Source organism: Paenibacillus sp. KS1, from assembly GCF_001680695.1.
GTDB lineage: Bacteria > Bacillota > Bacilli > Paenibacillales > Paenibacillaceae > Paenibacillus_B > Paenibacillus_B suaedae.
Map to the genome: position 1 here is coordinate 52,541 of NZ_MAIS01000011.1, position 22,993 is coordinate 75,533.

Below are 22,993 nucleotides of genomic sequence, written 5' to 3' on the forward strand. Positions count from 1 at the left end.
GGTTCATCTTTGTTATAACACAAGGTGAAATTCGATATGTTGCTTTTTCATATGTACGCAATCCAATGAAAAAAAGGAGGGTTCCCCCTCCCTGAAATCAACATCATGATGCTTGATTGCCTGAACTCTTTACAGTGAACAACAACTCTCTCGCTTCTGTCTCCCTCTCCCATTCAACTATTAACTTATAATGGACGGGAACCTCCGAAGCATATCGATAAAGCCTTTGTACAAAGTATCGTTCTAACGAATGATCGCAGGCTCATCTCTTTTGTTCTTTATACAAGACGGCTTTAATCGCAAATCGCGGCAAAATCATTTGTCTCTTCCACCGAGATGGTTGATTCAACAGCCGATGCAGCCATTCCAGATTAAACTTCTGCCATATGGCCGGCGCTCTCTTGACCTTTCCTGCCACAATATCCAGACTTCCGCCGACACCAATCGCCACGCGGGAATGAAGCTGGTGCTTGTACTTGTGAATCCAGCGCTCTGCATAGGGCGCCCCGAGTGCAACAATTAATACATCCGGCTTCACGGCAGCAATATCGTTGACGATCTTCAGTTCTTCCTCCGGTTTGAAAAATCCATGATGTCTTCCTGCGACATGCACATGAGGATAGGATCCATGGATGACTTCCACTGCTCTCCTGCTTACCTCCTCTTCGGCACCTAGCAGGTAGAATGACCAACTCTTCCGATTCCCTTCCTTTAAGAGATTGAATAAGAGATCGCATCCCGTCACCCGTTCCGGCAAAGGATTGCCCTTCAAACGGGATACCATGACGATCCCGATCCCATCTGCGGTGAGCAGCCCGGCATCATCTATGATCATTCGCAGCTCTTTGTCTTGTTGACAAGCCATTGTAATTTCGGGATTTAGCGTCACGACGTGGAACGTTTCATGCGTCTTGACGTCATTAGTGTGAATGACGTCACTTATAATCTGCACTGTATCCTCCATCGTAATTTTAGGGACAGGTATCCCCATAATTCGCGAGTCGTTCGACACAATGATGCCTCCTCAGGTATGTATATCCATATATTAGCACAATTTTCTCGCACAAGGTTGAAATATTTGGAATATGATGGCATAGTGCAAACTTTTTGCATCACATCAACTCTTTTCCGCTGCCCCTATTTAGCTGAAATCACGAAAAAAGGTTTCTGTAGACCCACACGATTTTCATCTGTTAAGGTGGAATTAGAAAACAATGTAAAAAGTAAGGGTGATAATCTTGAACGGTCAAAAGGTTGCATTTCTATCTGTGCTTAGTAACACGACGATCGTCATATTAAAGCTAGTCGTTGGAATCTTAACAGGATCTATTGCGATTATTTCCGAAGCGATCCATTCCTTTTTAGATTTAGCAGCTTCCGTGATTGCGTTCTACTCTGTACGCATTTCAAGTCGATCTGCGGATCGCAACCATCCCTATGGACACGGGAAAGTTGAGAATATTTCTGGAACTATTGAAACCCTGCTTATATTTGCAGCAGGCATCTGGATTATTTACGAGTGCGCCCACAAAATCATGCAGCCTGCGGAAATCGAGATGCCTTACTTGGGGATTGCGGTGATGTTTGTTGGGGCGGCCATTAATTTTATTGTTGCAAAAAAAGTCGGCAAAACTGCGGATAAGCTTCATTCTGTAGCAATGAAATCAAATGCTCTGCATTTGCTCACAGATGTGTATACATCGCTGGGTGTTGGGGCAAGCTTGCTTCTTGTTACATTGACGGGGTGGACTATATTAGATCCGATCATCGGGATAATTCTTGCGTTGTACATTATGAAGGAAGCTTTCACGCTGATGAAGGAATCCTTCCCTCCCCTGATCGATGCCAGACTAACCGAAGAAGAAGAGCAGCAGCTTCAACAACTCATTCTGCTTCATAAGGATAAGTATATTGAATATCACGATTTTCGTACGAGACGTTCCGGCCCTGTTGAATACGTAGATTTCCACCTTGTAGTGCCCTCTGGAATGGATATCGCGACCGCACATCAACTATGTGACGAAATTGAGCATACGATTCAGAGCGCATTCGAACGTGCAGAAGTATTAATTCATATTGAGCCTGAGCATGAACGGAGAGATAGACTTGCTCATCAATAAATAGACAGGGCAGATCCCATCCTCGGGATTGCCCTGTCTTTGTTTTCATGATTCTTGGCGCATATCGCAACAATCCAAATACATAATTAACGGTTCCCCCCATTTCTGGTCAACGGATTGTTCTTGCATTGTATGAAGTGGATGGGATTGTTGAACTACTTGAATTGTCGATAAGTCCGGTATCAATATTCAGCACCCAACCTCCCTCACCTTCAATAATGACTTAGCTCCAAGACCAATAAATAGTATTCCAGCTATTATACTCATGCCTCGCATCATTACGGGTGTTACAAAGCTCCCCGCCCAGGCCCCGAGATATGCGACCAAAGTTAAAAAAAAGAGTGTAGAAAATAAAGCTCCCAAACTAAATACGTAAACCTCCCTCTTCCTCAACTCTTCTTCGAGCACCCTTGTCGAAAATACTCCCGCCCAAAAAACGATGGTGAGCGGGTTTGAAGCGACCAATAGGATCGCAGGCAAAAAAGCGCTATTTGTACTTGAATGAACCATGTTGTCTAATCTGAAAAAATATGCATTAGCGCTCAGCGCGTCCGAAACAAAGCTCATACCGAATAGGCACAAGACGATAGCTCCAAAAATGTTAAATCCCATTTTGATTCGTTTGAACTTCATTGCTGCTGCTACACCATAAATCGCGGCCAACATAAACACCCCATCAACAAAAGCAGTACCCAGCACTGCGGTTACAGCAGTTAGAAAACCCTGTAATGTGGCGGTCTGAAAAATAAAAATGCACACTGGCCCTACGGCGAACTGCAGTGCCATTCCAAAGAGGAACCCCTTCTTCAACATCACTCGATCCCCTACAGATTTATATTTTCTTTCAGAGAAGAAAGGGAAATAATCGTATTACTGCTCTGAACACCGATCATATTTTTCAGCGTATGTGATATGAAATGTTCCAATTCCTGCGTATCTGCAACCAGTACCTTCAATAAATAGTCGTATTGGCCGGCCACATGATGACATTCGAGTACAGGCTTGCACGCGACAACTGCTTGCCTAACCATAAATACATAAATTTTAATGCTAGAATTTTTATTCATCTAAATTTGTTAATTCAATCAGATATAAGTTGGCAATGTAGCTTAACATTTTAGTTGAAAAGATCGATTCAATTAATCATATAAAAAAGAACAGATGGAAAGCACATCCTTTCCAATCTGTTCTTCTCCATTTCCTATTCGAATTTAATGATTGCTAGAAGGACTATTGTTTTGGTAGACCTACACATATTGCTTCATCCAGCCAACAATCCGGTTCAGACGTTCTACACGAAGCTCTGGGTGCCCGTTGCGCGATAGATCATGATTCGCATCAGGGAATCGCACGAGCTGCGTAGTCTTGCCCAGACGCTTCAAGGCCACATATAGCTGCTCAGCCTGCTCGATTGGACAGCGCAAATCCTGCTCTCCGTGCAAAATAAGGAGCGGTGTCTGCACATTGTCAACATAGGCGAGCGGTGAATGCTTCCAGAGCTTCTCCGGGTCTTCCCATGGCTGTGCACAGATCTGATACTCGGTAAAGAAATAACCGATATCGCTAACCCCATAGAATGAGAACCAGTTCGAGATCGAACGCTGTGTAACAGCTCCCTTGAAACGATTCGTATGGCCGACAACCCAGTTCGTCATGAATCCGCCATAGCTGCCGCCCGTAACGCCAAGTCTATCTTCATCGATGAAGTCGTAGCGGGCAATCGCCTGATCAACGGATTCCATAATGTCCTCGTAGTCCTTCCCGCCATAATCCCCACGGCAAGCATCCACGAACTTCTGGCCATAACCGAGGCTCCCGCGCGGATTCGAATACAGAACCGCATAACCTTGAGCGGCAAGCAGTTGGAACTCATGCATGAAGGAATTCGCATACATCGTATGCGGGCCGCCATGAATTTCAACAATTGTCGGTACCTTATCGCCTGCAGACATTGCTGGTGGCTTCATGATCCAAGCTTGCACCTTCCAGCCGTCGGTTGTCTGGAACCAGAACGATTCCGGCTGGCTTAGCGTCAGTTCCGCTAGTAAACGTTCGTTCGGGGCTTCAATCAGCTGTTCTTGCCCTGTGCCCAAATTCTTGATGAATAGCTCTCCGGGCTGCAGCATATCAGCCGAAATGAATACAATCTGCTCTCCGTCCTTCGTGATCGTAAATTGAGATATCTCCCGATCACCGACCGTTACATATTCACAGCTACCTTCTAACGAGATCCGTGCGAGCTGTACATTGCCTTCAGCTGAGACAAGCGAGTATACAGCAGAACCGTCTGATGTAAAGACGAGTGGCGCGGATCCAAGACCCTTCATATCGGTAACTGCTGCATTGCCTACGTACAGATCAAGGTCGGCAGTAACGCATTCAGGTGCTCCTCCTGCTGCTGGTACGATGTATACCTTAAGCAGGGTGGCGTTCTCGTATTGTCGGTCATGTCCATAGAATGCAATCGATTGGCCGTCCGGCGAGAATGCAAGCTTCCCGATGACGAGACCAGATTCCGTTATACGGCGGCACACTCTATCCTCACAGTTTATGATATAAATGAATTGACTAAGAACCAGATCAGGGTCAACTTCTTTATCCTCAACACGATTCGTGGAAAAGGCCACTTCCTTCCCGTCTGGTGACCATACGGAATCATGGACATCATAATCTCCGGAAGTCAATTGAACGGATTGGCCTGTTTCGATATGATGAACAAATAAATGAGTGCGCTTGTCGTCCAGCAAACCTCTTCCATCGGCCTTGCATCTTAACCGATCAACAACGATCACCTGCTTGGCTGACTTCTGACTGTCGTCCGCAAGCTGCTCCTTCTCTTCTTTCTTGGAAGAATCGATACTCGCTGTGTACAACAGTCGGGAACCATCCGGCGACCATGAGAATGCGCTTACTCCGAACTCCGCACTTGTAATCGCTTCTGCTTCGCCACCATCAGCTGCCATTGTCCAAATCTGCTGGTGCTTATCCTTCTTGCGAAGAAAGGCCAGCTTCTGGCCATCCGGCGACCAGACCGGAGCGCTATCCTGCTCTCCATGGGTAAATACCTTGCTCTTCGTTCCATCTGCTGACGAGATATGTATGCGCGAGCGATAACCGCTCTTCTCTTCATTGACCTGCTTCGCTACATAAGCAATCGTTCCGTCTGCAGGATTGACATCCGGATCAGACAACCAGACGAACTGGTACAAATCTTCTGCTGTGATGGTACGACGTTCCATTGCAACACCTCCCATGATTGATATACATAGTATGGCATTCTTTTCCTGGAAAAGACAAGTGCATTCGAGCTAACTTCCGCCTACTGTTCCCATTCTCGCAACAGGCTAATAAACTCGTACGCGTCTCTCTTTCCTCATCTAAATCGATATTGCTCCGACATTCCGTAAGAAAGCGTCAAGACACCGCCATCCTTCACCAAGTCCGCTCCCTGCTCCTTCGCTTGGCAAATTACGTTGTAAATAGAGCTGACACTTATATATTGCTTGTATATGTCATCATCAAATTCTCCTGTACGGAAGCCCTCAAACAATGCAGCAGAAATCATAAAATAGCTGGCAAATTGAGTCCGATACACACGGAAGGATTCATCTCCCCTATACAAAAGCATCTCTTCGTTGTAAGTAAGCATATCGAAAGCATGCTCTGCACAGATCTCAGGCAAAAAGGCGTATAGCTCTTGGGCTAAATCAGCATCCTGCAATCTCTCAGCCAATAAATCCGGGAAACTGTCGTACTTCTCCTGCGTATCGCACTCCATGAAGAGGCGTACCGCTGTATGCGTGGCATCCTCAATTTGCTTCGGCTGATATGGATACGGTGTATATGTGTCCTCCGACTGCTGTAAGAAAATAAACTGCTTCTGAGATGCAAAGCCTTCCACCTGCCACTTACCAGCGATATCCGCTATCATTTGCCCCAGTTCGGGACTCGAAATATCATTTATGCGGCATTCGCCAGTAATGTCGTCTCCATGCTTAGCAGCATAGATTTTGATATAGCACAGCTTCTGATCGCCGACTCTCTTCGCGATTTCGTCCTTAAGCGTTTCCCAATACGGGGATTCTTCCATCTCAGGCGATGATTCTCCTAGGCCGACGATATTGCTCTTATAGGCCTTCCAGTCATGCACGGTGTCTCCGTATGTCGTATGCAGCATCTCAGGATTTCTGTCCTGCTCCATGGAGGCGATTCCTTCCATTAAGGAGAAGGCAAAGCCGCCTATTGCGGTACCGAATGCATTTTTTAGATTACTACCGATGCCCGCCGTCGTTTCGAAAATATCGCGATCCCATTTCGGTGAACTTACTTGAAACTGTAGCATGACAGTCTGATCCGTCCACTTCGCCACATGAGGACGTATCGTAAGGTTCCATTTCGGGATGATGATGCAGTCCCCTTCTATCATTTCCTCAGCCTCAAAAATACCTCTCATCCCTTGATGAAGCAAAAAATGTGCGGGGTCATCAATCTTTTCTTCTTCCCAATCCAGCGCGATTTCTTGTTCTCTCGTCATCTTGCGGCTCCTCCCTATATGTCTGCTTGCTCATATGCTTTATCAAAGGATACCATATTTCAGGGCTGCCGAGTGACACACAAAAAGAAAACAGCAGCATCGCTGATGCTGCCTCTATCCGTTTCACCTGTTCAATTTTTTGCTGCAACTATTTTTCAAAGAAAATATCCTCTAGCGTAACTTGCTTCGGCTCCAATTTATAAAGACGCACTTTGTTGTCCACCAACGTTTGCACGATATCAGGGATGGCTTCCTCATCAGTGATTGTGCAAGTGATTTCCCTTTCTGAAACAGCAAGGTTCTCTGCGATATCGATGAGTTGCTTTTTTATATGTTCCCCCTGCTCGGAAGACAAAGGACTGATTTTACAGAATAATTCGATATGCTGCTGATATTCCTTTCTTAGGTCTTCCATCGTGCCGTATTTGGTAATGACGCCCTGTTCCATAATGGCGATTCTACTGCATAACATCTCCACTTCGTGGAGATTATGGGAGGTTAAAAAAATCGTCTTGCCTTGACTATGAAGGTTTCGAATGATTTGCTGAATATCGACTGCCGATTCGGGATCTAGTCCAGAAGTAGGTTCATCAAGGAAAATAAGTTCCGGGTCGCCGAGCAGCGCTTGCGCTATACCGAGCTTTTTTTTCATGCCAAACGAAAACCCTCTTACCTTGCTTTCTTCATGACCTCGCAAACCCACGCTTCCCAAGAGCTCAACGAGTTCATCCCGTTTCAATCTCGTTCGTTTCAATTCAGAAAAATAAATCAGGTGCCCAAGTGCGGTCATGTCATAATAATAATTAGCCGCATCCGGCATAACGCCAATCTTGCTTTTGATTTCGTTAATCCGGGCATGATTCTCCCCCAGTATATGAATACTGCCTTCCGTCGGACGAACAATCCCGGTCAGCATATTGATAGTCGTTGACTTCCCCGCTCCGTTTTTGCCAAGAAATCCGAACAATTCCCCACGCTTTACTTCAAATGTAACCCCCTTAACGACATATGTATCTTTATATTTCTTTTTCAGACCATGTACCTCGAGCGCATTCATTATAAGTCCTTCCTCCTGAAAATGAAAATGGACACATATACAAACAGGATGGAAATCACGAACGGAAAATAGGATTTCCAGTTCGATTCAATGAGATAAAAATAAGGAGTTGCATATTTAACGAGCTGAGATGCTTGATTTTCCGTAAAAACGCTCCACATTCCAGCGGCTGGTAACAGTAATCCACACAGCAAACTCGCGAAAATCGAATAACTACCTTTGGGAATGATTGTGGATAACAGCATATTCACTCCGACGGCAAACGAAATAAACACGATTAGTCGAATATATTCTAAAACATAAAGCTGCCCGATACTTAGGAAAATGACTATGAATGAACAGGCCAGACATACTGCCCAAAACAATAAAATGCCGAGATATTTCCCGAAAACGATGGATGTCTTCGGTACTTTAGTCACGACAAATCGAATGGTTTGGCTCTCCACTTCCCGATTAATCGTATCGTGGGAAAGGGTTAAGACAAATAAAAAACCGAGCACCGTTACAAGGAAACGAATACCTGATACATAGGGATTTGATTCCTCTCCGAACATCAAACCTGGATTATTTTTCACGAAATTCGATATGAAGAAAGCAACGACACAAAACAATAGCACTATCGCAACGGATTTAAAGCTTTTGAATAACGTCAAAAATTCCCTCTTTGCAATTGCGTACATGCCGGTCAGTCCGCCCCCTTTTCTTTATTTGTCATGATGCTCAACCTGATCTACGCCTTTCTTTTTTCTGTTCCCCGTGAACGCCATAACCAAGCCAACGATCATAATAACGACAAAAATATACTGATAAGGCGTACTTGAGCGAAACACGATGTAACCAATAAGGCCGATAAGTATAATTAGATGCGCCATGTTATCTCCTCCCTTTTATTTCTTTTTCTGCTTGCCTGCCAGCCAAATGCAATAATGATGAACACGTCGATGATTATATGAAAGTTATAAATGATAACTAACGCTAACAGGCATAATGCACTGTATAACGCAACTAGTTTCAACCTATGTACTTTCGAAATAGGAGGACTTGCAATACGGAATCGGGTGCCGATCAAATAGCAGAAATTTAAGTAAAGAAGGCTTTTTGCCAATACAATGATTGAAATGTCCATTAGCATGTATCTGTAAATGAAGCCGATTGATCCGAATAAACAGACAAACAGCAGCCCGCAGCTCTGCACGATCCTTCTTTCCACAAATGTGGAAACCGGAAAAAAACGCAGCAGCGAGTGCTTTTCAAGTAGAAAATTCAATCGAATCTCACTGAAGAAGTAAATACTCATAATATAGGCCATTACCATGAAGTTTATCGAGCTGTTCGTGTCCTCTCGCAGCATATAGCTAAACGTAGAATATGCTACGGTCAATGATGCGATAAGAGCATACTTCGATAAAATTTGAATATTTCGTACGTAAGCCAATAATTGATATCCCATAAGCGATTTCCATTGCGAAGGCATGACATAGATGTGGGAGAGCTTAGACATTGAACGGCTTAACCGAATTACGGCAGCGGGGACAGACTTTTTTTGAGCTACTAGCAATTTGGACACAATGATGGGGCAAATGATGGCGGTCAAAACAAATCCAGATATTATTATTATATCGAAATAATGGCTGAAAATCACCTGTATGTGATACTGAAGTTGTTTTGCATTGCTGACGAGTAAGCTGATAACCAGCAAAAGAACCGGAAACGCAAAATGATAAAGAAATTTTTCTTTATAAAATATGTAAACATACTCAATCATCTGAGCTATAAAGAGCATGATGAACAGCCTTGTAAACAAAATCAGCACGTCTACCCACGCAACCTGGCACAAAAGAAAAACAAGAATGAAAACTGCATATAACAGCATTTGATCAAGATTTAAAACTTTGCATACATAATTCATCCGAATAATAAGTGCTTTTCTTAGAGGTGTCGTCTTTAGAAACGAAAACAAGTGGCCCATGTTCCCTTTTTTCGGGTCTTCCATAAAAATTGCAATGACATGCAAAAAGAAAAGTATGGAAGGAATGGATTTCAAAACAAGCTCTGTATCTGTTACATACAATAAGGCTACGAACGCCAATCCCCCTGCAATTAGAGCGCTGATAATCGACAGCGCCCACGAAAACGAATACCCAAGTATTCTCGAATAAAGCTGCCGATATTCCTTCATTAACATAACGTCTCTGTCCTCACTCGCTATTTGGCTATCTGCATAATCTGATTGTTCTCTATCCGGTACACGACTGTAGATACTGCTTCGAGCAAGTCTTGCAAATGAGTCGTAAATAATACAGACCTATTATTCCTAGCACGTTCTTGAAATAGACTGATCACGGCTTCCACTGAAGATTGATCAAGTCCCTCAAATATCTCATCACATATCAATAATGCAGGATCATATAATAACGCGCCTAGAAGCAGGGCTTTCTTTTTCGTTCCAAAAGACAATTCCTTCATTAGCCGTTCAAGGTGGGATTCTATTCCTAGCCGTTTGGAAAGATCATGGGCATAATGCAGCGTTTCTTTTTCAGGCAACTGATAAACAGCTACTATGAATCGATAATATTCCATGGGAGTCAGCAAGTCGCATAGGTCATGACCGTCAGACGGGATATAGGCGGAGTGCAGCCTAATCTGTTCACGATTGTTCAAATGGTGACCGGCAATCGTAACTTCTCCGTCATCGAACGGTTCATAACCTAATATGCATTTTAAAAATATGGTCTTCCCCATCCCATTCTTGCCGACGAGAGCGCAAATTTCTCCCGAGTGGATTTGAAGGTTTACGTTTTCGAATAACGATTGCTTTTGAAATGCCTTGGATAAATTAGAAACTTCTAAAGTAGAATGTGGCATATTTGAATTCTTCCCCAATATAATGTAATATGTGGTGACGGCAGCAAATATAGGTTATCGACAAATCAGATATCAATACCAGGCAAAAGGAAGCAACCGGCAAGTTATTCCTTTTGCGTCATACCCGCTTAGCATGTAATGATGAACAAGTATAGATGACGCCTCTTCTATTCTTGAACCGGGATGATAGGTTCATATCGTAGCGTGCTAAGCGTTTTCTTTATTACAGCCCCAAAATGCGTGCAATAGCTTCCAACACGGACTGGCCGAAACCGGACAAGTAGTTCACCAAAGCATCGTATCCGTTCATAATCGCCTCAACGATCGCCGATCCTGCAATGTACTCAATTGCTTTCTTCACCCAACTGCTGAGACCATTCCATCTGCTGATCAAATACCGAGCAATTCTTGAAATCAAAGCACCCATTCAAATCCCTCCATTTTGGTAGTTTCAACCTATATTTGCTGCCTACCTCAAATATAAGGGTTACTATTCCGAAATTGGAATTAGGTGGAAAGCGAATTTTTTGCTTCGGTATCCCGCAACAGTCTCTTCGGTTTTACAAGTTTGACTGATGAATGTTTCTCCTCTTCATCATCTCGATGCATTCCCCTCTTGAACGCACGCCCAGCTTGTCATAGATTCGCCTCAAGTAGTTTTCGACGGTTCTAGTACTTACAAAAAGCTGTTTTGCAATTTGCATATTCGTAAATTTGCGGAGGACAAAAGACAAGATACGTTGTTCATGCACGGTCAGTGCTGTCATGCGGTCATTGGGAGAGTATAGTTGGGTTATGCTGGAGATGGGGACAATCGTTTCCCCGCGTATAACCGTACTGATCATTCTAGTGATCTGATTCTTTTTCGATTTCCTAGGAAGAATACCGCTTAAACCCAGCTCTGACATGTGATAGAATGAGATATGATCTGAAATTACAACGATTTTCGATACGGGTAGAGTTTTATTTATGATCGAAATGATATCCAATTGATTATCGAATTCTTCCATCGCCACTAGCGCCACATCTATATTGACATTTGGCAATTGGTCAAATACCGATTTGTCGGGATCCTCCAATAACATTGCCTCTGTAAGACTGACTCCTTCCACAATTTCTTTTAATGCAGATGCTTTTAAAGGGTGATCGCAAACAATTAACACTTTACAAACATCCACTATAATTGCAACCTCCTTATATCCTATGAAAATTATTTCATATAATACTATAATAGGAAATTATCCCCATATACATGGTAGTCCACTATCCTTCTTCTGTCAACAATATCTCGCTGTACAATTTGTATCATTTCTGATTTATCGTTTCCTGTCATGCATAATTAAAACGACTTCCTCATAAAGAAGTCGTTTTAATTATGTCCTCGTAATACTCATCATCAGAACGGTATGCTGTCTTACATTGCTCCAGTACGTTCCCACTGGTGAAGAAAGCCTTTATCCAGCCAGCTACCGCCGTCCACGGTAATCACGTCACCCGTAATGAAGGAAGAGTAGCGGGAGACCAAGAAAGCTGCGACAGAAGAAATTTCCTCTTTCGTCCCTAATCGCTTCAGTGCAACGTTATCAATTACCGCTTCCTTCATTTGCTCATTGGCCATCAGCTTCTCAATTCCGCCGGTTCCTTCAATCGGGCCTGGTGCGAGACAGTTGATGCGGATTCCGTATTTCCCCCATTCTGAAGCAAGCGTGCGCGACATGGCAATAACTCCAGCCTTCGCGGAAGCGGAATGCACGACTCCTGGACCTCCTGTCCAAGCATAACTGGCAACAATATTAAGAATCGCGCCTCCATTACCAGCCGCAATCATTTGTTTTCCAACAGCCTGACTGCAGTACCATGTTCCGTTAAGTACGATATTCTCCACTGCGTTCCAGCCATTCACGGTCAAATCCTCGGCCCTGCACACGAAATTGCCTGCCGCATTATTCACGAGAATGTCAATGCCGCCCCATGTCTGTACCGTTTCATGCACCATGGCTTGCACCGTTTCGGGATCACGTACATCGCACTCATATGCCTTTGCCTTTCCTCCATGCGATGTGATTTCTTCTACGACTGGACGCAATCGTTCCATGCTCCTACCACAAATCATGACTGAGGCTCCAAGACGAGCAAAGTAGAATGCCATATCCTTCCCCATCCCGGATGATCCTCCCGTAATTATAGCCACTTTACCCTGCAAAAGATCTTGCTCCATTTCTGCGTTCCCCCTTATTTGCTTCATCGCACACAGGTTTCTGCTTCCATTCTGAGCAGATCGGAAATGAGGCATCACACTAGGTAGTTCGCAATCTTATCCGATCGTCACCTTGTTGATATTATGCAAGCGAATACAATACATAATTTTACATTTACCATACCACACGTATTTATATCTGTAAACGCTCTCCCACTTATTTCATTTGAACATCGGTTACATGTATAGTTATATTGCCTCTATACATATTCCCAGCGGGGGATCGAACCGTATTGGCTGCTTGAGCACTTGAATGATTATATGCAGCAATGACGTAGGCATCTGCATTATCCATGTACACGGTGTTATTCATGAATTGATTGTTGATTCCCCATCCGGTTACAACCTCATGGAGCTGGAAAGCATCTACGATCACATTGTTGTTTCCCTGATACCCCACATTATTGCGTATGATGGCATCATTGCCCTTCACATCGATAAAGCTGTCCGCATAGTTCGCCCCACTGATTCCCTCGCCGTAAAATGTGCAATTTTCCACAATAGTTCCGATTGTTCTTTCCTTAATATCAACATATTCAGCAGTGACATGAGGGCCAAATCCAACATTGCGTATGGTGTTGTAGTGCGTCGCTTGATTGTAGCCAGCCCCTTCAGCAGAACCCACGTATACACCTTCCCCATATCCAGGAGACGTTCTTCCTGTGTGATGGATGCTTGAGTTCTGTATCGTGTTGTATGAGCTGCCATCTCGGAAATGCACACCCTCCATGCCTGTATTGTACACTTCTACATCGCTGATGAGCGAATAATTGGAATGATCCAGGATGATACCCTTCTGTGCATTCGTAAATTTGAGATTGCGTATCTCCCAATAATCGCCTCGTACCCGCAGGGTATATCCCGATGAGGTTGAAGTTCCGGATAGTACAGCAGGATTGGTAGGGTCAGCACTGCGAATTACAATAGGCTGGCCAGATGATCCATTAATGTCTGAGGAAAAACTACCCGTATATGTTCCCGGCGCAAGCACGATAGAGCTCCCTGGACTAACACTCTTCAATGCCTTGGATAAACAGGATGCCGTATTGCAAGTTATCTCCTTCACATCAATTCTGATGCTTGCTGATAATGGTTCCCCAGCACTACTGCTCCAAGCTAAAGCTTGGGTTGGTACTGAGCTAATTACTAGTAACAAAATCAGGCCGTACATCCATCCTCGTTGTGATCGCAACGTACACGGATCAGCTATTCGCATCCCCATTCCTCCTCATCGTATTGATACTTAAATATACTTTTCTGACAGAGGGTTCATACGATACAATTTACAATTGCAGCAGTTATAGCTATCGTGGATGTTATTCAGCTGAAAATCGTGCCATTACGATCGTGTTATAATAATGACCGTCTGACAAGAGCTTATCCTTTTTTAAAATTCCTTCTACCTCAAAACCAAGCTTTTTGTAAAGGCGAATCGCACTTTCATTCGTTTCCAGCACATTCAACGTAATTTTCTTAATCCCATTGGCTTCTGCCCATGCAATCGACTGCTGCATCAGGTTTTTGCCAATGCCGTATCCCCAATATTCTTTCAATACGCATACTCCGAATTCGACTTTATGTGAGAACCGTTTCAAATAAGTTCCTGCGCATCTCGAAAATCCGACGATACGATTCTGCATAACAGCAACAAGAAACAAATTTCTTGAGCTCTCGGAATCCGATTTGATTATCTGTTCAAATCCGCTGACATCGATGAAGGCCTCTCCTTGTTCGCGATCCATATTTTCGGTCTCCCCGTCAATTTGCACTCTTACTACAGATAACGCTGTTGCATCGCTGTTCACCGCAGATCGAATCGTATAACTAAGACCGTTAACGTTGAATTCTCTATCATCTATTATCATTTCATATAATCCTCCTTGAAACCAGGTTACCGGAAAGCTAGAACCAAGCATACTTTCTAAACAAAACAAACAAGGATGAGTCTTTAAGCTAGGGAAATGACCCTTTCTGGACTCATCCTTTTATAAAATCTATTTCCTATCGCTTCTTAAATGGAGTACGTGCGTATTCTCCGCCAAATGATTACCTCGTCATACTATTTTGACAGCTTCAAATGCAAGATCGGATAAGGGCGTCCGCTACTATCCGTTTGCGATTCGTCTACGATCGAGAATCCATTTTTCAGATAATACATTTTTGCACGCTCATTATCTGTATTGACATCAACTGAATTTACCCCAAACTCCTTGATAAGCAATTGAATGATTTGTGTTCCGTACCCTTTTCCGATCTCGTCGGGATCTAAAAACAACATCTCCAAATGGTTCTCATTGGTACCCGAAAAGCCGACGAAAGAGCCTTCAACAAACCAAAGACGCACATCAAGATGAGGAAAATACAAAGGGATTTCTTTACGGATTTCCAGCTTATCTTCAAGTTTCAAAAAATGATGGGTAGCGGTTACGGATCTATCCCACAAATTCAAAATGAGCTCATGATCATTTACTGTCGCTTTTCTGTTTTTCATAATAACAATCCTCCTATTTTTTCATCACGCTCCTTTCCACGATTTATTAATGATCTTAATTACACTGCTCCAACCCATGTACGACATCATCATATTCTCCCTTTGCCGTTCTAATCGGTTATTACAAAAGAACCTGCCTGTTTTCAATCATTTTATGTATCAGTTCTGCCCCATCGCTTCCAGACTCTCTGGAAGAAGCTGACCGCCATCAACGATGATGGTTTGACCCGTAATATAACCTGCCTCCCTCGAAGCCAAAAAAAGAGCGGCGTAGGCGATATCTTCGACGCTTCCAAGCCGCTTGAGCGGAACGGACGCTGTCATCGTGTTCAGATAATGATCTCCAAGACCTTCCAAGCCTTCCGTCATGATGTTACCGGGCATGACGGCGTTGATTGTGATATTGTAACGCGCAAGCTCGAGCGCCGCACTGCGCATGAATCCAAGCTGAGCGGCTTTGCTCGCACCGTAGTGCGACCATCCGACATAACCGGTAGCCGGACCCGTAATGGAAGAGGTAACAATAATCCGGCCATACTCCGCTTTCTTCAAAAAAGGCAGGCAGGCTTGAAGGGAAAACAGCGTCCCGCGTGCATTCGTGTTCATCACCTGATCCCAATGCTCTCCTGTCATCTCCTCAATCGTTGCATTCGGAAAAATACCGGCATTGGCACAAAGCACGTCAATCCCCCCGAAAGTACTTGCCGTTTCGCTCGCAACGCTCTTCATCGATTCCAAATCGGCGACATTGCCTTCGAAGGCATGAGCAACGCCTCCGTTCTCTCGAATTTCAGTTGCGTTTTCCTCCGCTTTCGTCAGGCTGCGTGCGACAACTGCGACTTTCGCACCCTTTGCGGCGAATGTTCTCGCAATTCCTTTACCGATTCCTTTGCTTGCTCCAGTCACAACGACCGTCTTATCCTTCAGTGGCGTCAGCATGTAAAAGCGCTCCTATCCCCTGTAATATGTGCTACAATATCCCAGTACTTAGATTCCTTATTATCGTACTACATTTCCAATTGTGGAGACAACTTGAGTTATAAACGCTTGAACGCTCATAAAATCCTCTGAAGTTTAAGCCCTGCTTCTTATGCAGTAATTTGCAGAGGGATGCTATCCCGATGAACATGTACACTCATGACCAAGCCAATCGTAAGCATGTTCGTAAGCAAGGAGCTTCCTCCGTAACTAATGAACGGCAATGATAGCCCGGTTAGAGGGACAAGTCCGATGTGCATGCCTATATTCACGAACACCTGGAAGACGATCATGCCTACTAATCCAATTACGAGATATCCTCCAGCCAGGTTCATGCTCATATTTGCAATGAGGACAATTCGATAGATAAGCATGAAGTACAGCAGAAGCAAGATGGAAGACCCGATAAACCCGTACTTTTCCCCAATAACAACATAGATGGAATCCGAATACGCATACGGAATGAAGCCCCGATCCATGTAAAATCCTTCACTTCCGCTTAGTCCGCCTGTCCCTATGGCGCTCATTGCATTTTTCACATGCCATGACTTATCAGGGTCGCTGGTTGGATCAAGAAAGGTCTGAATCCTCGACATCTGATGCGGCTTTACAAGTTTGGCCAGCAAATCATGATCCACGAAATAGAGCCAGCAGATCGTTCCAACCGCAATTGCGATCACGGAGAGGCAAATGATCATGTAAGTCGCCTTCACATTTCCCATCCACAACATACTTATCATCACGGCGATAAATACGAGTGCGGTGCCTAAGTCCGGCTGCTTCATGATGATTACTGTGGGCAAGAGAAATACTGCGGCAAGTGGCAGGATGTCCTGTACGAAGCGAAGCTGATCCCCTCCCCGCTTCTGCAGCAAATGAGCCGCCAGCAATACTGTAGCAATCTTCATCATCTCTGACGGTTGCAGTTGGAAGCTTCCAATACTAACCCAGCGAACTGCTCCATTAATATTCTCCCCCTTGAACATGACGAGCAAGAGCAGCACAATACCTAATCCATACCATACATAGGATAGCTTCCCAACTAATATATTGTAGTCAATTGTTGCTAGAATCAGCATCGGGACACAGAATACGCCGAACAAGATGAGATTGTTAATATGAATGCCATGCAGCTTCGTATTTATCGTTGCCTCATACACGGCTAACGTACCAATAGCTACGAGACATCCGACGATAACGAGAGTCAGCTTGTCAACCTTACTAAGTTTACGCAAAAATATGATCATAGGTCTATTCCTTATGAATTCCTTTCCGACCGCTGCCTTGCAGCTGCTGTCTTCGATAATTATCACGAGAAATGCTAAGAATAATGCCCGTACTTGCCATACATAGAATTAAGGAGGAGCCTCCATAACTGACAAAGGGAAGCGGAACTCCAGTAATGGGAAGTAAACCGGTCACTGCTCCTAAGTTAAGCATGAACTGAATAAAGATCATACTGACGATTCCGGTACCTAGCATAATCGCAAATGGATCATCACTATTCAGCGCAGACATGAAGCCTCTTACAACTAGGACAAAGAAAACGAATACAACCAGACATGAGCCAAGAAAGCCGAATTCTTCTCCGATGACCGCAAATATAAAATCCGTATGCGCTTCAGGTAGATAGAACAGCTTCTGAATTCCATGACCGAATCCGGTTCCTGTTATACCACCATGTGCCAATGCATAGATGGATTGAATCAGTTGATAGCCTGAACCCTGTTGGTCATCATACGGATTTATAAATGAAGCAATCCGTTGCAAGCGATAGCTCTGACTGAATGCCAAGAAGAAGAGGACAGGGAGAGCAGCAAGAAATAAAACGGCTAGTTGACGCAAATGCACACCGCCAACAATCATGACGGTAAGACAGATGAAGAGCAGCATAAGCACTGCCCCGAAATCAGGCTGCTTCATAATGAGCAAGGAAATGAAGCTGACGACAATGAGAATAGGCAGCAGGCCTTTCTTGAAGCTTCGAATGCGTTCTCCCTTGTTACTGATAAGTGATGATATGTACATAATGAGGGCAAGCTTCGTAAATTCCACGGGTTGAAACTGAAATCCGCCCACAACAATCCATCTTCTCGCCCCATTCATACTGCTTCCGGCTGCCATTACGACAATCAGCATCACTACCGATAGCAGCAGGAGATAGGGTGCCGTCTTCTTCCAGAATCGTATTGGAATATTCATCATCACGAACATACCAAGGAGTCCAATGCAAGCGAACTTGACCTGTCTCGACGTGTAATACCATGGATCCTCATGCTTCAAGCTGCTTAATGCGGAACTAGCACTAAAGATCATAGCCATTCCAAAACAGGCGAGCAGCACGACCGAAAGGAGTAAGAGGAAATCAGGTCGTCCTCTTGTGATTGTAGGTTCCATCTCATATGCCTCCGTTCTTGCACGGGAGAGAATGCAAACTAATGCTTAGATTTAGGCTCCATCAAATGTTCAGCTGTTATGGTAGGATCAAGCCAGTTCGCAATGAGCTTACGCGCATACGCAAGATCCTCCTCGTCCAGCTTGTAATACCATATATCATGCATCATCATACCTTCCCCATCTAATGCATAGGTACTAAATTGTGGAATGCTGTCCTTCATGAAAATGGACTTGGCTAAGTCAATCAGATCAGTAGGGGCAATATCTGTTGAGAAGTGATCGCCAGCGATATCGAGTATTTCTGGAATATGGCTAAATTTATCAAGCTGTACCGCCCGTTCTGCAACCGCCTGCAAAAAGATCCGATTGCGCATCATGCGATTCATATCGGAATCCTCGCGGTAGCGTACAAAGTTGAGAGCCTCAAGTCCGTTATAGATTGGCTTGTTCGCTTCAATTCTGAATTTGTCATGATTCCAGTTTTTATTTACGATATCCTCTGTTATCGGTAACTTAATTCCACCTAACGCATCCACGACGTTCTTGAAGCCGGTGAAATTGATCGCTGCATAATGGGTAACGGGATGCTTAAGCAACTGCTCGACACTGTCGATGCTCATCTTCGCCCCGCCAAATGCATAAGCGTGGGCGATTTTGTCTTGCTTGTTTTTACCTACAATCTCGGTGTAGCTATCGCGTGGAACGGATATTAACAGGATCCGATTCTCCTTTCGCCTCACGATGGAGTAGATCATGGAATCGGATCGTCCTACCTCCTTATCCCGTTGATCGATGCCGAGAAGCAGAACCGAAAATGGCTCGTCATGCACTAATGGGTCTTTGATCGTTATCGGCTTATATGTCTCCTCCAGCTTCTTCTCCACCTGATTCGAGAGGAACATGTCAAAAGTCAGGAGGGCAAGTTCCTTGCGCAGTACATAACCCACTGTCATAACGAGCACGAATGACAACGAGATTACAATCCACTTTTTCTTGATTTTCATAACTGCTCCTTTCTCTTTCATTCCCTACTTCTCTTGTGACTTCCCAGAATGATCCTCTTCATGGATATCAATTAGCCCGCTGTATGTTTTTTTGTCCCATAGTTTTACATCTTTATCTCTCCAGGTGTACACATCCAGTCCATTTTCTCCGCCACCCATTGTCCAACCCAATATGATCTCGGGCAATCCGTCCTTGTTGACATCAGCCATACCTGCATAATCCAGTCCGTATCCATAGCCCTTCGTATTCCAGACAATGTTCCACTGCTTATTCTCATATCTGAGTAAGGCTGCTTTACGCAATTTCTCATTACGCACATTCTCTTCGTATACGATGATTGCTTCATCGTGGCCATCCCCATCAAAGTCGCCGTACGATATTCCTGTATTCCCTCCCCCATGCTTCGGGATTAATAATCGGGAACCGTCTGGTAATGCTCGGCGAACAGCAGCTTCATGGATATGACTGGCGGGTATCGGTGACTGAATGAGGTCGATTGGCGCTGCCGGAACACCACAGCCAACTGTCCAGATAAGAACACCCCAAATCAATACCTGCCGCACAATCTGTTTTTTCATTTGCTCACGCCCACTTTCCTTGCCTGTCCGTATTCCATGTACTAGTGTATATTTTCAATTCTATGAAAGGGTTATGAAATCGTTAAATTTCTCTGCCAATCTCGTGATGAATAGGAAGATAGATTCGAACTTCGGTACCAATGCCCTGCTCACTCTCCATCTCAATTCTGCCTTGATGTAGATGAATAATCTCTTCACTAATAGACAATCCCAGACCACTACCCGTCGGACTATTCTTCCCTTTGTAAAATTTCTTCATGACCATGCCCAGTTCATGCTCTTGAATACCGGAGCCTGTGTCTCTGACACAAATCACGACTTCATGTTCATAGGTACGCGCATTCAAATCAATCTCTCCGTGTTCGTTCGTAAATTTAAACGCGTTATCTAACAGGTTTATGAGTACTTGTCTCAGACGGTTCTCGTCAGCAGAGATCATAGGGAGCATAGGATCTGATTGAATATGAAGCTTGATTCCTAAGCGGGCAGCTCTCGGTGAGAGCAATATACCGATCTGTTGAACTAGACGTGGTACATCAACAAGGCTGAATGCTAATTCCAGCCTGCCGGCATCCAGCTTAGAGAAATCCAATAATTCATCTACCAATTGGGATAGGCGATCGGTCTCGGATTCAATAATATCCAGTCCTTCCGTTACCAACTCATCTTCACGTGTTCCACCTGCTTTCAACGTGACAGCCCATCCCTTAATATTCGTTAACGGGGTTCGAATCTCGTGCGAGACAGAGGAGATAAATTCATTCTTAAGCTGCTCATTGCGGCTAATTCGGGAAGCCATTGCATTCATCGTGTCTGCCAGTGTGCCTAATTCATCCCGGTACATCTTTTTGGCGCGGATTGAGAAATTGCCATCCGCCATGACTTCCGCTGCTTTTTTTAATTCGCGGATGGGCTCCGTAATGGTTCGAGATAGAAAGATACTAAGCATAGCTACAATGGCAACAACAAGTACTCCTGCCAATATGAACAAGATGGAAATATAGCGAACAGCATCGATTGTACCGGTCAGTGAGCTGATAAAGCGGACAATTCCAACAGTCTTGCCTTCGGATTGGAGCGGATAGGATACCGAAACAATATGCTCATTGGTGTCATCGTCAAAACCGCGCCAAGTGCCTACCTCTCCAGCAGCAGCTTGCTGTACATCAGTGTATTGATTGATCTCCTTGCCTGCATGCGTACCGTATGAATCTTGAATGATGTGTCCAGCAGCATCCATGATCTGCACCTGAGCAGAAGTATGTTGGGAGAAAGCTCGTACGAGCTTCTCTGACTGTTCCGTTACTTCTTCCTCAGCAAAATATTGCTGAAAAAAGGCGGCTGAGATCTGCGCCTGATTAATGAGCGCTCGTTCTACATTGTAGTGATAATAATAGTTCACTGACGTAATCAAGATGACTTCTAAGATGCATACCGTTGTTAATATAACAGCTAAATAGCTGCCTACTAGTCTCTGCTGGATACCTATCATTATTCGCCTCTCTTCCAGCGGTAGCCCATCCCCCATACCGTCTCAATTCGTCTCGGATTCGAACTGTCGTCCTCAATTTTCTCTCGCAGCTTGCGAACGTGGACATCGACTGTCTTCGGGTCACCGACAAAATCCTCTCCCCAAGCTAAATTCAATAATTCATCGCGCGATAATGCCTTGTCGGGATGTTCAAGAAATGCCTTAATCATGCCATACTCCTTCGGAGTCATCTCGATCTTCATCCCATGCTTACATACTTTATTCGCATCCTTGTCTAGGGTAATTGGCCCTGACTCAATTATTCTACTGGATACATGTGAGGACTGATTTGAGCGCCGTAATACCGTGTTGATTCTTGCGACAAGCTCCAGCGGGTTGAACGGCTTCACGATATAATCATCTGCACCGAGCTCTAACCCTTTAATTTTGTCGAAATCCTGTCCCTTCGCTGTCAGGAAGATGATGACCACTTCGGAATCCACATCTCTGATTTGACGGCATATCTCGAAGCCTTCCATATCAGGCAGCATTATATCGAGAATGACAGCATCTGGTCGATTCGTTGTAAATTGCATCATTGCCTCACTGCCCATCGCAGCTTCGCTCACTTGAAATCCATTCCGCTCCAAATTAATCGAAATAAAACGCCGTATATGATGGTCATCCTCTACCACGAGCACGTGATTGCGGACGGCTTCCTTTACTTCCATTGTGCTTTCCAATTTGTTCATCTCAGCTTATCCTCCTTAGGTAACGATATACGGACGTAATTGTTGATTGCTCTTACGCGATAGTATGGTGCTAAACACAGCAAAAAGCCCTCCCTACCAAGTGGGAGAGCTAGTATTGAGAATAGTTGCTGCAGCTGCACACAATTCAAATAAGCTTCTTTCCCCCTGGTACAGTTTTGGCACTATACAACGTAAAGAAGCTTCCCGCTTCTTAGCCACATTATGAAAAGCCTTAATCCGGCAATCCCTGTTCTACCCATTGGCATCTCTCGATGTTTCCGGGCAGTGGCCTGTATTTGTATAGGAGCCTCACCTAACGAGGACATATTCTTCTTCCTGCATCTTACCTTCAATGTCCGGAACTGTCAATGAAGCGATCGGACAAGCTTTCATATTGGATTGATCTCGATTTTAGAACAGCCAAAGAATGAGGCTGCACTTGACTCGAAGGGAGTTTCGATCACAAGTAAAAAATTTTCTTTTCATCA

The 22,993-nt window shown here is 44.3% G+C and carries 22 protein-coding genes, 1 pseudogene and 1 riboswitch; of the genes and pseudogenes, 1 reads left to right on the forward strand and 22 read right to left on the reverse strand.

Features of this window, described 5'->3' with window-relative positions; all coding sequences use genetic code 11:
* Positions 1 to 262: 262 nt before the first annotated feature.
* Positions 263 to 1,012, reverse strand: a complete 750-nt coding sequence (locus BBG47_RS05795; protein ID WP_094183132.1) for a WecB/TagA/CpsF family glycosyltransferase — start codon at positions 1,010 to 1,012, stop codon at positions 263 to 265.
* A 226-nt stretch (positions 1,013 to 1,238) separates the two neighbouring features.
* On the opposite strand from BBG47_RS05795, the gene BBG47_RS05800 reads away from it, so the two are divergent.
* Complete coding sequence (locus BBG47_RS05800) at positions 1,239 to 2,120, forward strand: cation diffusion facilitator family transporter (protein ID WP_065290952.1); 882 nt, start codon at positions 1,239 to 1,241, stop codon at positions 2,118 to 2,120.
* A gap of 189 nt (positions 2,121 to 2,309) precedes the next feature.
* Here the strand turns inward: BBG47_RS05800 and BBG47_RS05805 are convergent, their stop codons facing one another.
* From BBG47_RS05805 to BBG47_RS05905, 21 genes and pseudogenes are all read right to left on the reverse strand, one after another.
* Positions 2,310 to 2,933 (reverse strand): LysE family translocator, encoded by a 624-nt coding sequence (locus BBG47_RS05805; RefSeq protein ID WP_065290913.1) that lies wholly within the window; start codon positions 2,931 to 2,933, stop codon positions 2,310 to 2,312.
* Positions 2,934 to 2,944: 11 nt separating this feature from the next.
* A pseudogene (locus BBG47_RS05810) lies at positions 2,945 to 3,118 on the reverse strand (Lrp/AsnC ligand binding domain-containing protein); the annotation flags it as partial.
* Positions 3,119 to 3,367: 249 nt separating this feature from the next.
* Positions 3,368 to 5,359 carry a S9 family peptidase gene (locus BBG47_RS05815; RefSeq protein ID WP_065290915.1) on the reverse strand — a complete coding sequence of 664 codons (1,992 nt, stop codon included), beginning with the start codon at positions 5,357 to 5,359 and terminating at the stop codon, positions 3,368 to 3,370.
* A 134-nt stretch (positions 5,360 to 5,493) separates the two neighbouring features.
* Positions 5,494 to 6,654, reverse strand: coding sequence for a DUF6348 family protein (locus BBG47_RS05820; protein ID WP_065290916.1), 1,161 nt, complete (start codon positions 6,652 to 6,654; stop codon positions 5,494 to 5,496).
* Between the two features lie 148 nt (positions 6,655 to 6,802).
* Entirely contained in the window at positions 6,803 to 7,711 is a 909-nt protein-coding gene (locus tag BBG47_RS05825; protein WP_065290917.1) for an ABC transporter ATP-binding protein, read from the reverse strand.
* 704 nt (positions 7,712 to 8,415) lie between these two features.
* On the reverse strand, positions 8,416 to 8,583 hold the full coding sequence (locus BBG47_RS29835) for a hypothetical protein (protein ID WP_175400489.1): 168 nt from the start codon (positions 8,581 to 8,583) through the stop codon (positions 8,416 to 8,418).
* On the reverse strand, positions 8,571 to 9,896 hold the full coding sequence (locus BBG47_RS05835) for a hypothetical protein (protein ID WP_065290919.1): 1,326 nt from the start codon (positions 9,894 to 9,896) through the stop codon (positions 8,571 to 8,573). Before BBG47_RS05835 ends, BBG47_RS29835 begins: the two co-directional genes overlap by 13 nt.
* A 20-nt stretch (positions 9,897 to 9,916) precedes the next feature.
* On the reverse strand, positions 9,917 to 10,576 hold the full coding sequence (locus BBG47_RS05840) for an ATP-binding cassette domain-containing protein (RefSeq protein ID WP_065290920.1): 660 nt from the start codon (positions 10,574 to 10,576) through the stop codon (positions 9,917 to 9,919).
* Positions 10,577 to 10,799: 223 nt separating this feature from the next.
* Positions 10,800 to 11,003: a hypothetical protein gene (locus BBG47_RS05845; protein ID WP_065290921.1), complete on the reverse strand. Its 204-nt coding sequence runs from the start codon at positions 11,001 to 11,003 to the stop codon at positions 10,800 to 10,802.
* A 133-nt stretch (positions 11,004 to 11,136) separates the two neighbouring features.
* The gene (locus BBG47_RS05850; protein WP_065290922.1) at positions 11,137 to 11,754 is read right to left on the reverse strand and encodes a response regulator transcription factor; all 618 of its coding nucleotides are present in this window, start codon (positions 11,752 to 11,754) and stop codon (positions 11,137 to 11,139) included.
* A 236-nt stretch (positions 11,755 to 11,990) separates the two neighbouring features.
* The gene (gene fadH, locus BBG47_RS05855; RefSeq protein WP_021252412.1) at positions 11,991 to 12,794 is read right to left on the reverse strand and encodes a 2,4-dienoyl-CoA reductase; all 804 of its coding nucleotides are present in this window, start codon (positions 12,792 to 12,794) and stop codon (positions 11,991 to 11,993) included.
* A 196-nt stretch (positions 12,795 to 12,990) separates the two neighbouring features.
* Positions 12,991 to 14,049, reverse strand: a complete 1,059-nt coding sequence (locus tag BBG47_RS05860; protein WP_254659753.1) for a right-handed parallel beta-helix repeat-containing protein — start codon at positions 14,047 to 14,049, stop codon at positions 12,991 to 12,993.
* Between the two features lie 100 nt (positions 14,050 to 14,149).
* Positions 14,150 to 14,698 carry a GNAT family N-acetyltransferase gene (locus BBG47_RS05865; RefSeq protein WP_065290923.1) on the reverse strand — a complete coding sequence of 183 codons (549 nt, stop codon included), beginning with the start codon at positions 14,696 to 14,698 and terminating at the stop codon, positions 14,150 to 14,152.
* Positions 14,699 to 14,892: 194 nt separating this feature from the next.
* Entirely contained in the window at positions 14,893 to 15,324 is a 432-nt protein-coding gene (locus BBG47_RS05870; RefSeq protein ID WP_065290924.1) for a GNAT family N-acetyltransferase, read from the reverse strand.
* 159 nt (positions 15,325 to 15,483) lie between these two features.
* Positions 15,484 to 16,263 (reverse strand): 3-oxoacyl-ACP reductase FabG, encoded by a 780-nt coding sequence (gene fabG, locus BBG47_RS05875; RefSeq protein WP_065290925.1) that lies wholly within the window; start codon positions 16,261 to 16,263, stop codon positions 15,484 to 15,486.
* Positions 16,264 to 16,412: 149 nt separating this feature from the next.
* Entirely contained in the window at positions 16,413 to 17,549 is a 1,137-nt protein-coding gene (locus tag BBG47_RS05880) for an FtsW/RodA/SpoVE family cell cycle protein (RefSeq protein WP_065290926.1), read from the reverse strand.
* A gap of 4 nt (positions 17,550 to 17,553) precedes the next feature.
* Positions 17,554 to 18,699, reverse strand: coding sequence for a putative lipid II flippase FtsW (ftsW, locus tag BBG47_RS05885; RefSeq protein WP_065290927.1), 1,146 nt, complete (start codon positions 18,697 to 18,699; stop codon positions 17,554 to 17,556).
* A 38-nt stretch (positions 18,700 to 18,737) separates the two neighbouring features.
* Positions 18,738 to 19,724: an LCP family glycopolymer transferase gene (locus tag BBG47_RS05890; RefSeq protein ID WP_368072434.1), complete on the reverse strand. Its 987-nt coding sequence runs from the start codon at positions 19,722 to 19,724 to the stop codon at positions 18,738 to 18,740.
* 3 nt (positions 19,725 to 19,727) lie between these two features.
* Entirely contained in the window at positions 19,728 to 20,282 is a 555-nt protein-coding gene (locus BBG47_RS05895; protein WP_065290928.1) for an FG-GAP repeat domain-containing protein, read from the reverse strand.
* A gap of 82 nt (positions 20,283 to 20,364) precedes the next feature.
* Positions 20,365 to 21,774, reverse strand: a complete 1,410-nt coding sequence (locus BBG47_RS05900; protein ID WP_065290929.1) for a sensor histidine kinase — start codon at positions 21,772 to 21,774, stop codon at positions 20,365 to 20,367.
* Entirely contained in the window at positions 21,774 to 22,505 is a 732-nt protein-coding gene (locus tag BBG47_RS05905) for a response regulator transcription factor (RefSeq protein WP_065290930.1), read from the reverse strand. Before BBG47_RS05905 ends, BBG47_RS05900 begins: the two co-directional genes overlap by 1 nt.
* Positions 22,506 to 22,660: 155 nt before the next feature.
* Positions 22,661 to 22,833: riboswitch (M-box (ykoK) riboswitch) on the reverse strand.
* Between the last annotated feature and the right edge of the window lie 160 nt (positions 22,834 to 22,993).

Coding starts and splice junctions, on each gene's coding strand:
- BBG47_RS05860 (WP_254659753.1), bottom strand. CDS start 14,049: ATGCGAATAGCTGATCCGTGTACGTTGCGATCACAACGAGGATGGATG.
- BBG47_RS05895 (WP_065290928.1), bottom strand. CDS start 20,282: ATGAAAAAACAGATTGTGCGGCAGGTATTGATTTGGGGTGTTCTTATC.
- BBG47_RS05835 (WP_065290919.1), bottom strand. CDS start 9,896: ATGTTAATGAAGGAATATCGGCAGCTTTATTCGAGAATACTTGGGTAT.
- BBG47_RS05825 (WP_065290917.1), bottom strand. CDS start 7,711: ATGAATGCGCTCGAGGTACATGGTCTGAAAAAGAAATATAAAGATACA.
- BBG47_RS05900 (WP_065290929.1), bottom strand. CDS start 21,774: ATGATAGGTATCCAGCAGAGACTAGTAGGCAGCTATTTAGCTGTTATA.
- BBG47_RS05880 (WP_065290926.1), bottom strand. CDS start 17,549: ATGATCATATTTTTGCGTAAACTTAGTAAGGTTGACAAGCTGACTCTC.
- BBG47_RS05865 (WP_065290923.1), bottom strand. CDS start 14,698: ATGATAATAGATGATAGAGAATTCAACGTTAACGGTCTTAGTTATACG.
- BBG47_RS05820 (WP_065290916.1), bottom strand. CDS start 6,654: ATGACGAGAGAACAAGAAATCGCGCTGGATTGGGAAGAAGAAAAGATT.
- fadH (WP_021252412.1), bottom strand. CDS start 12,794: ATGGAGCAAGATCTTTTGCAGGGTAAAGTGGCTATAATTACGGGAGGA.
- BBG47_RS05870 (WP_065290924.1), bottom strand. CDS start 15,324: ATGAAAAACAGAAAAGCGACAGTAAATGATCATGAGCTCATTTTGAAT.
- BBG47_RS29835 (WP_175400489.1), bottom strand. CDS start 8,583: ATGGCGCATCTAATTATACTTATCGGCCTTATTGGTTACATCGTGTTT.
- BBG47_RS05905 (WP_065290930.1), bottom strand. CDS start 22,505: ATGAACAAATTGGAAAGCACAATGGAAGTAAAGGAAGCCGTCCGCAAT.
- BBG47_RS05845 (WP_065290921.1), bottom strand. CDS start 11,003: ATGGGTGCTTTGATTTCAAGAATTGCTCGGTATTTGATCAGCAGATGG.
- BBG47_RS05815 (WP_065290915.1), bottom strand. CDS start 5,359: ATGGAACGTCGTACCATCACAGCAGAAGATTTGTACCAGTTCGTCTGG.
- BBG47_RS05890 (WP_368072434.1), bottom strand. CDS start 19,724: ATGAAAGAGAAAGGAGCAGTTATGAAAATCAAGAAAAAGTGGATTGTA.
- ftsW (WP_065290927.1), bottom strand. CDS start 18,699: ATGGAACCTACAATCACAAGAGGACGACCTGATTTCCTCTTACTCCTT.
- BBG47_RS05840 (WP_065290920.1), bottom strand. CDS start 10,576: ATGCCACATTCTACTTTAGAAGTTTCTAATTTATCCAAGGCATTTCAA.
- fabG (WP_065290925.1), bottom strand. CDS start 16,263: ATGCTGACGCCACTGAAGGATAAGACGGTCGTTGTGACTGGAGCAAGC.
- BBG47_RS05805 (WP_065290913.1), bottom strand. CDS start 2,933: ATGTTGAAGAAGGGGTTCCTCTTTGGAATGGCACTGCAGTTCGCCGTA.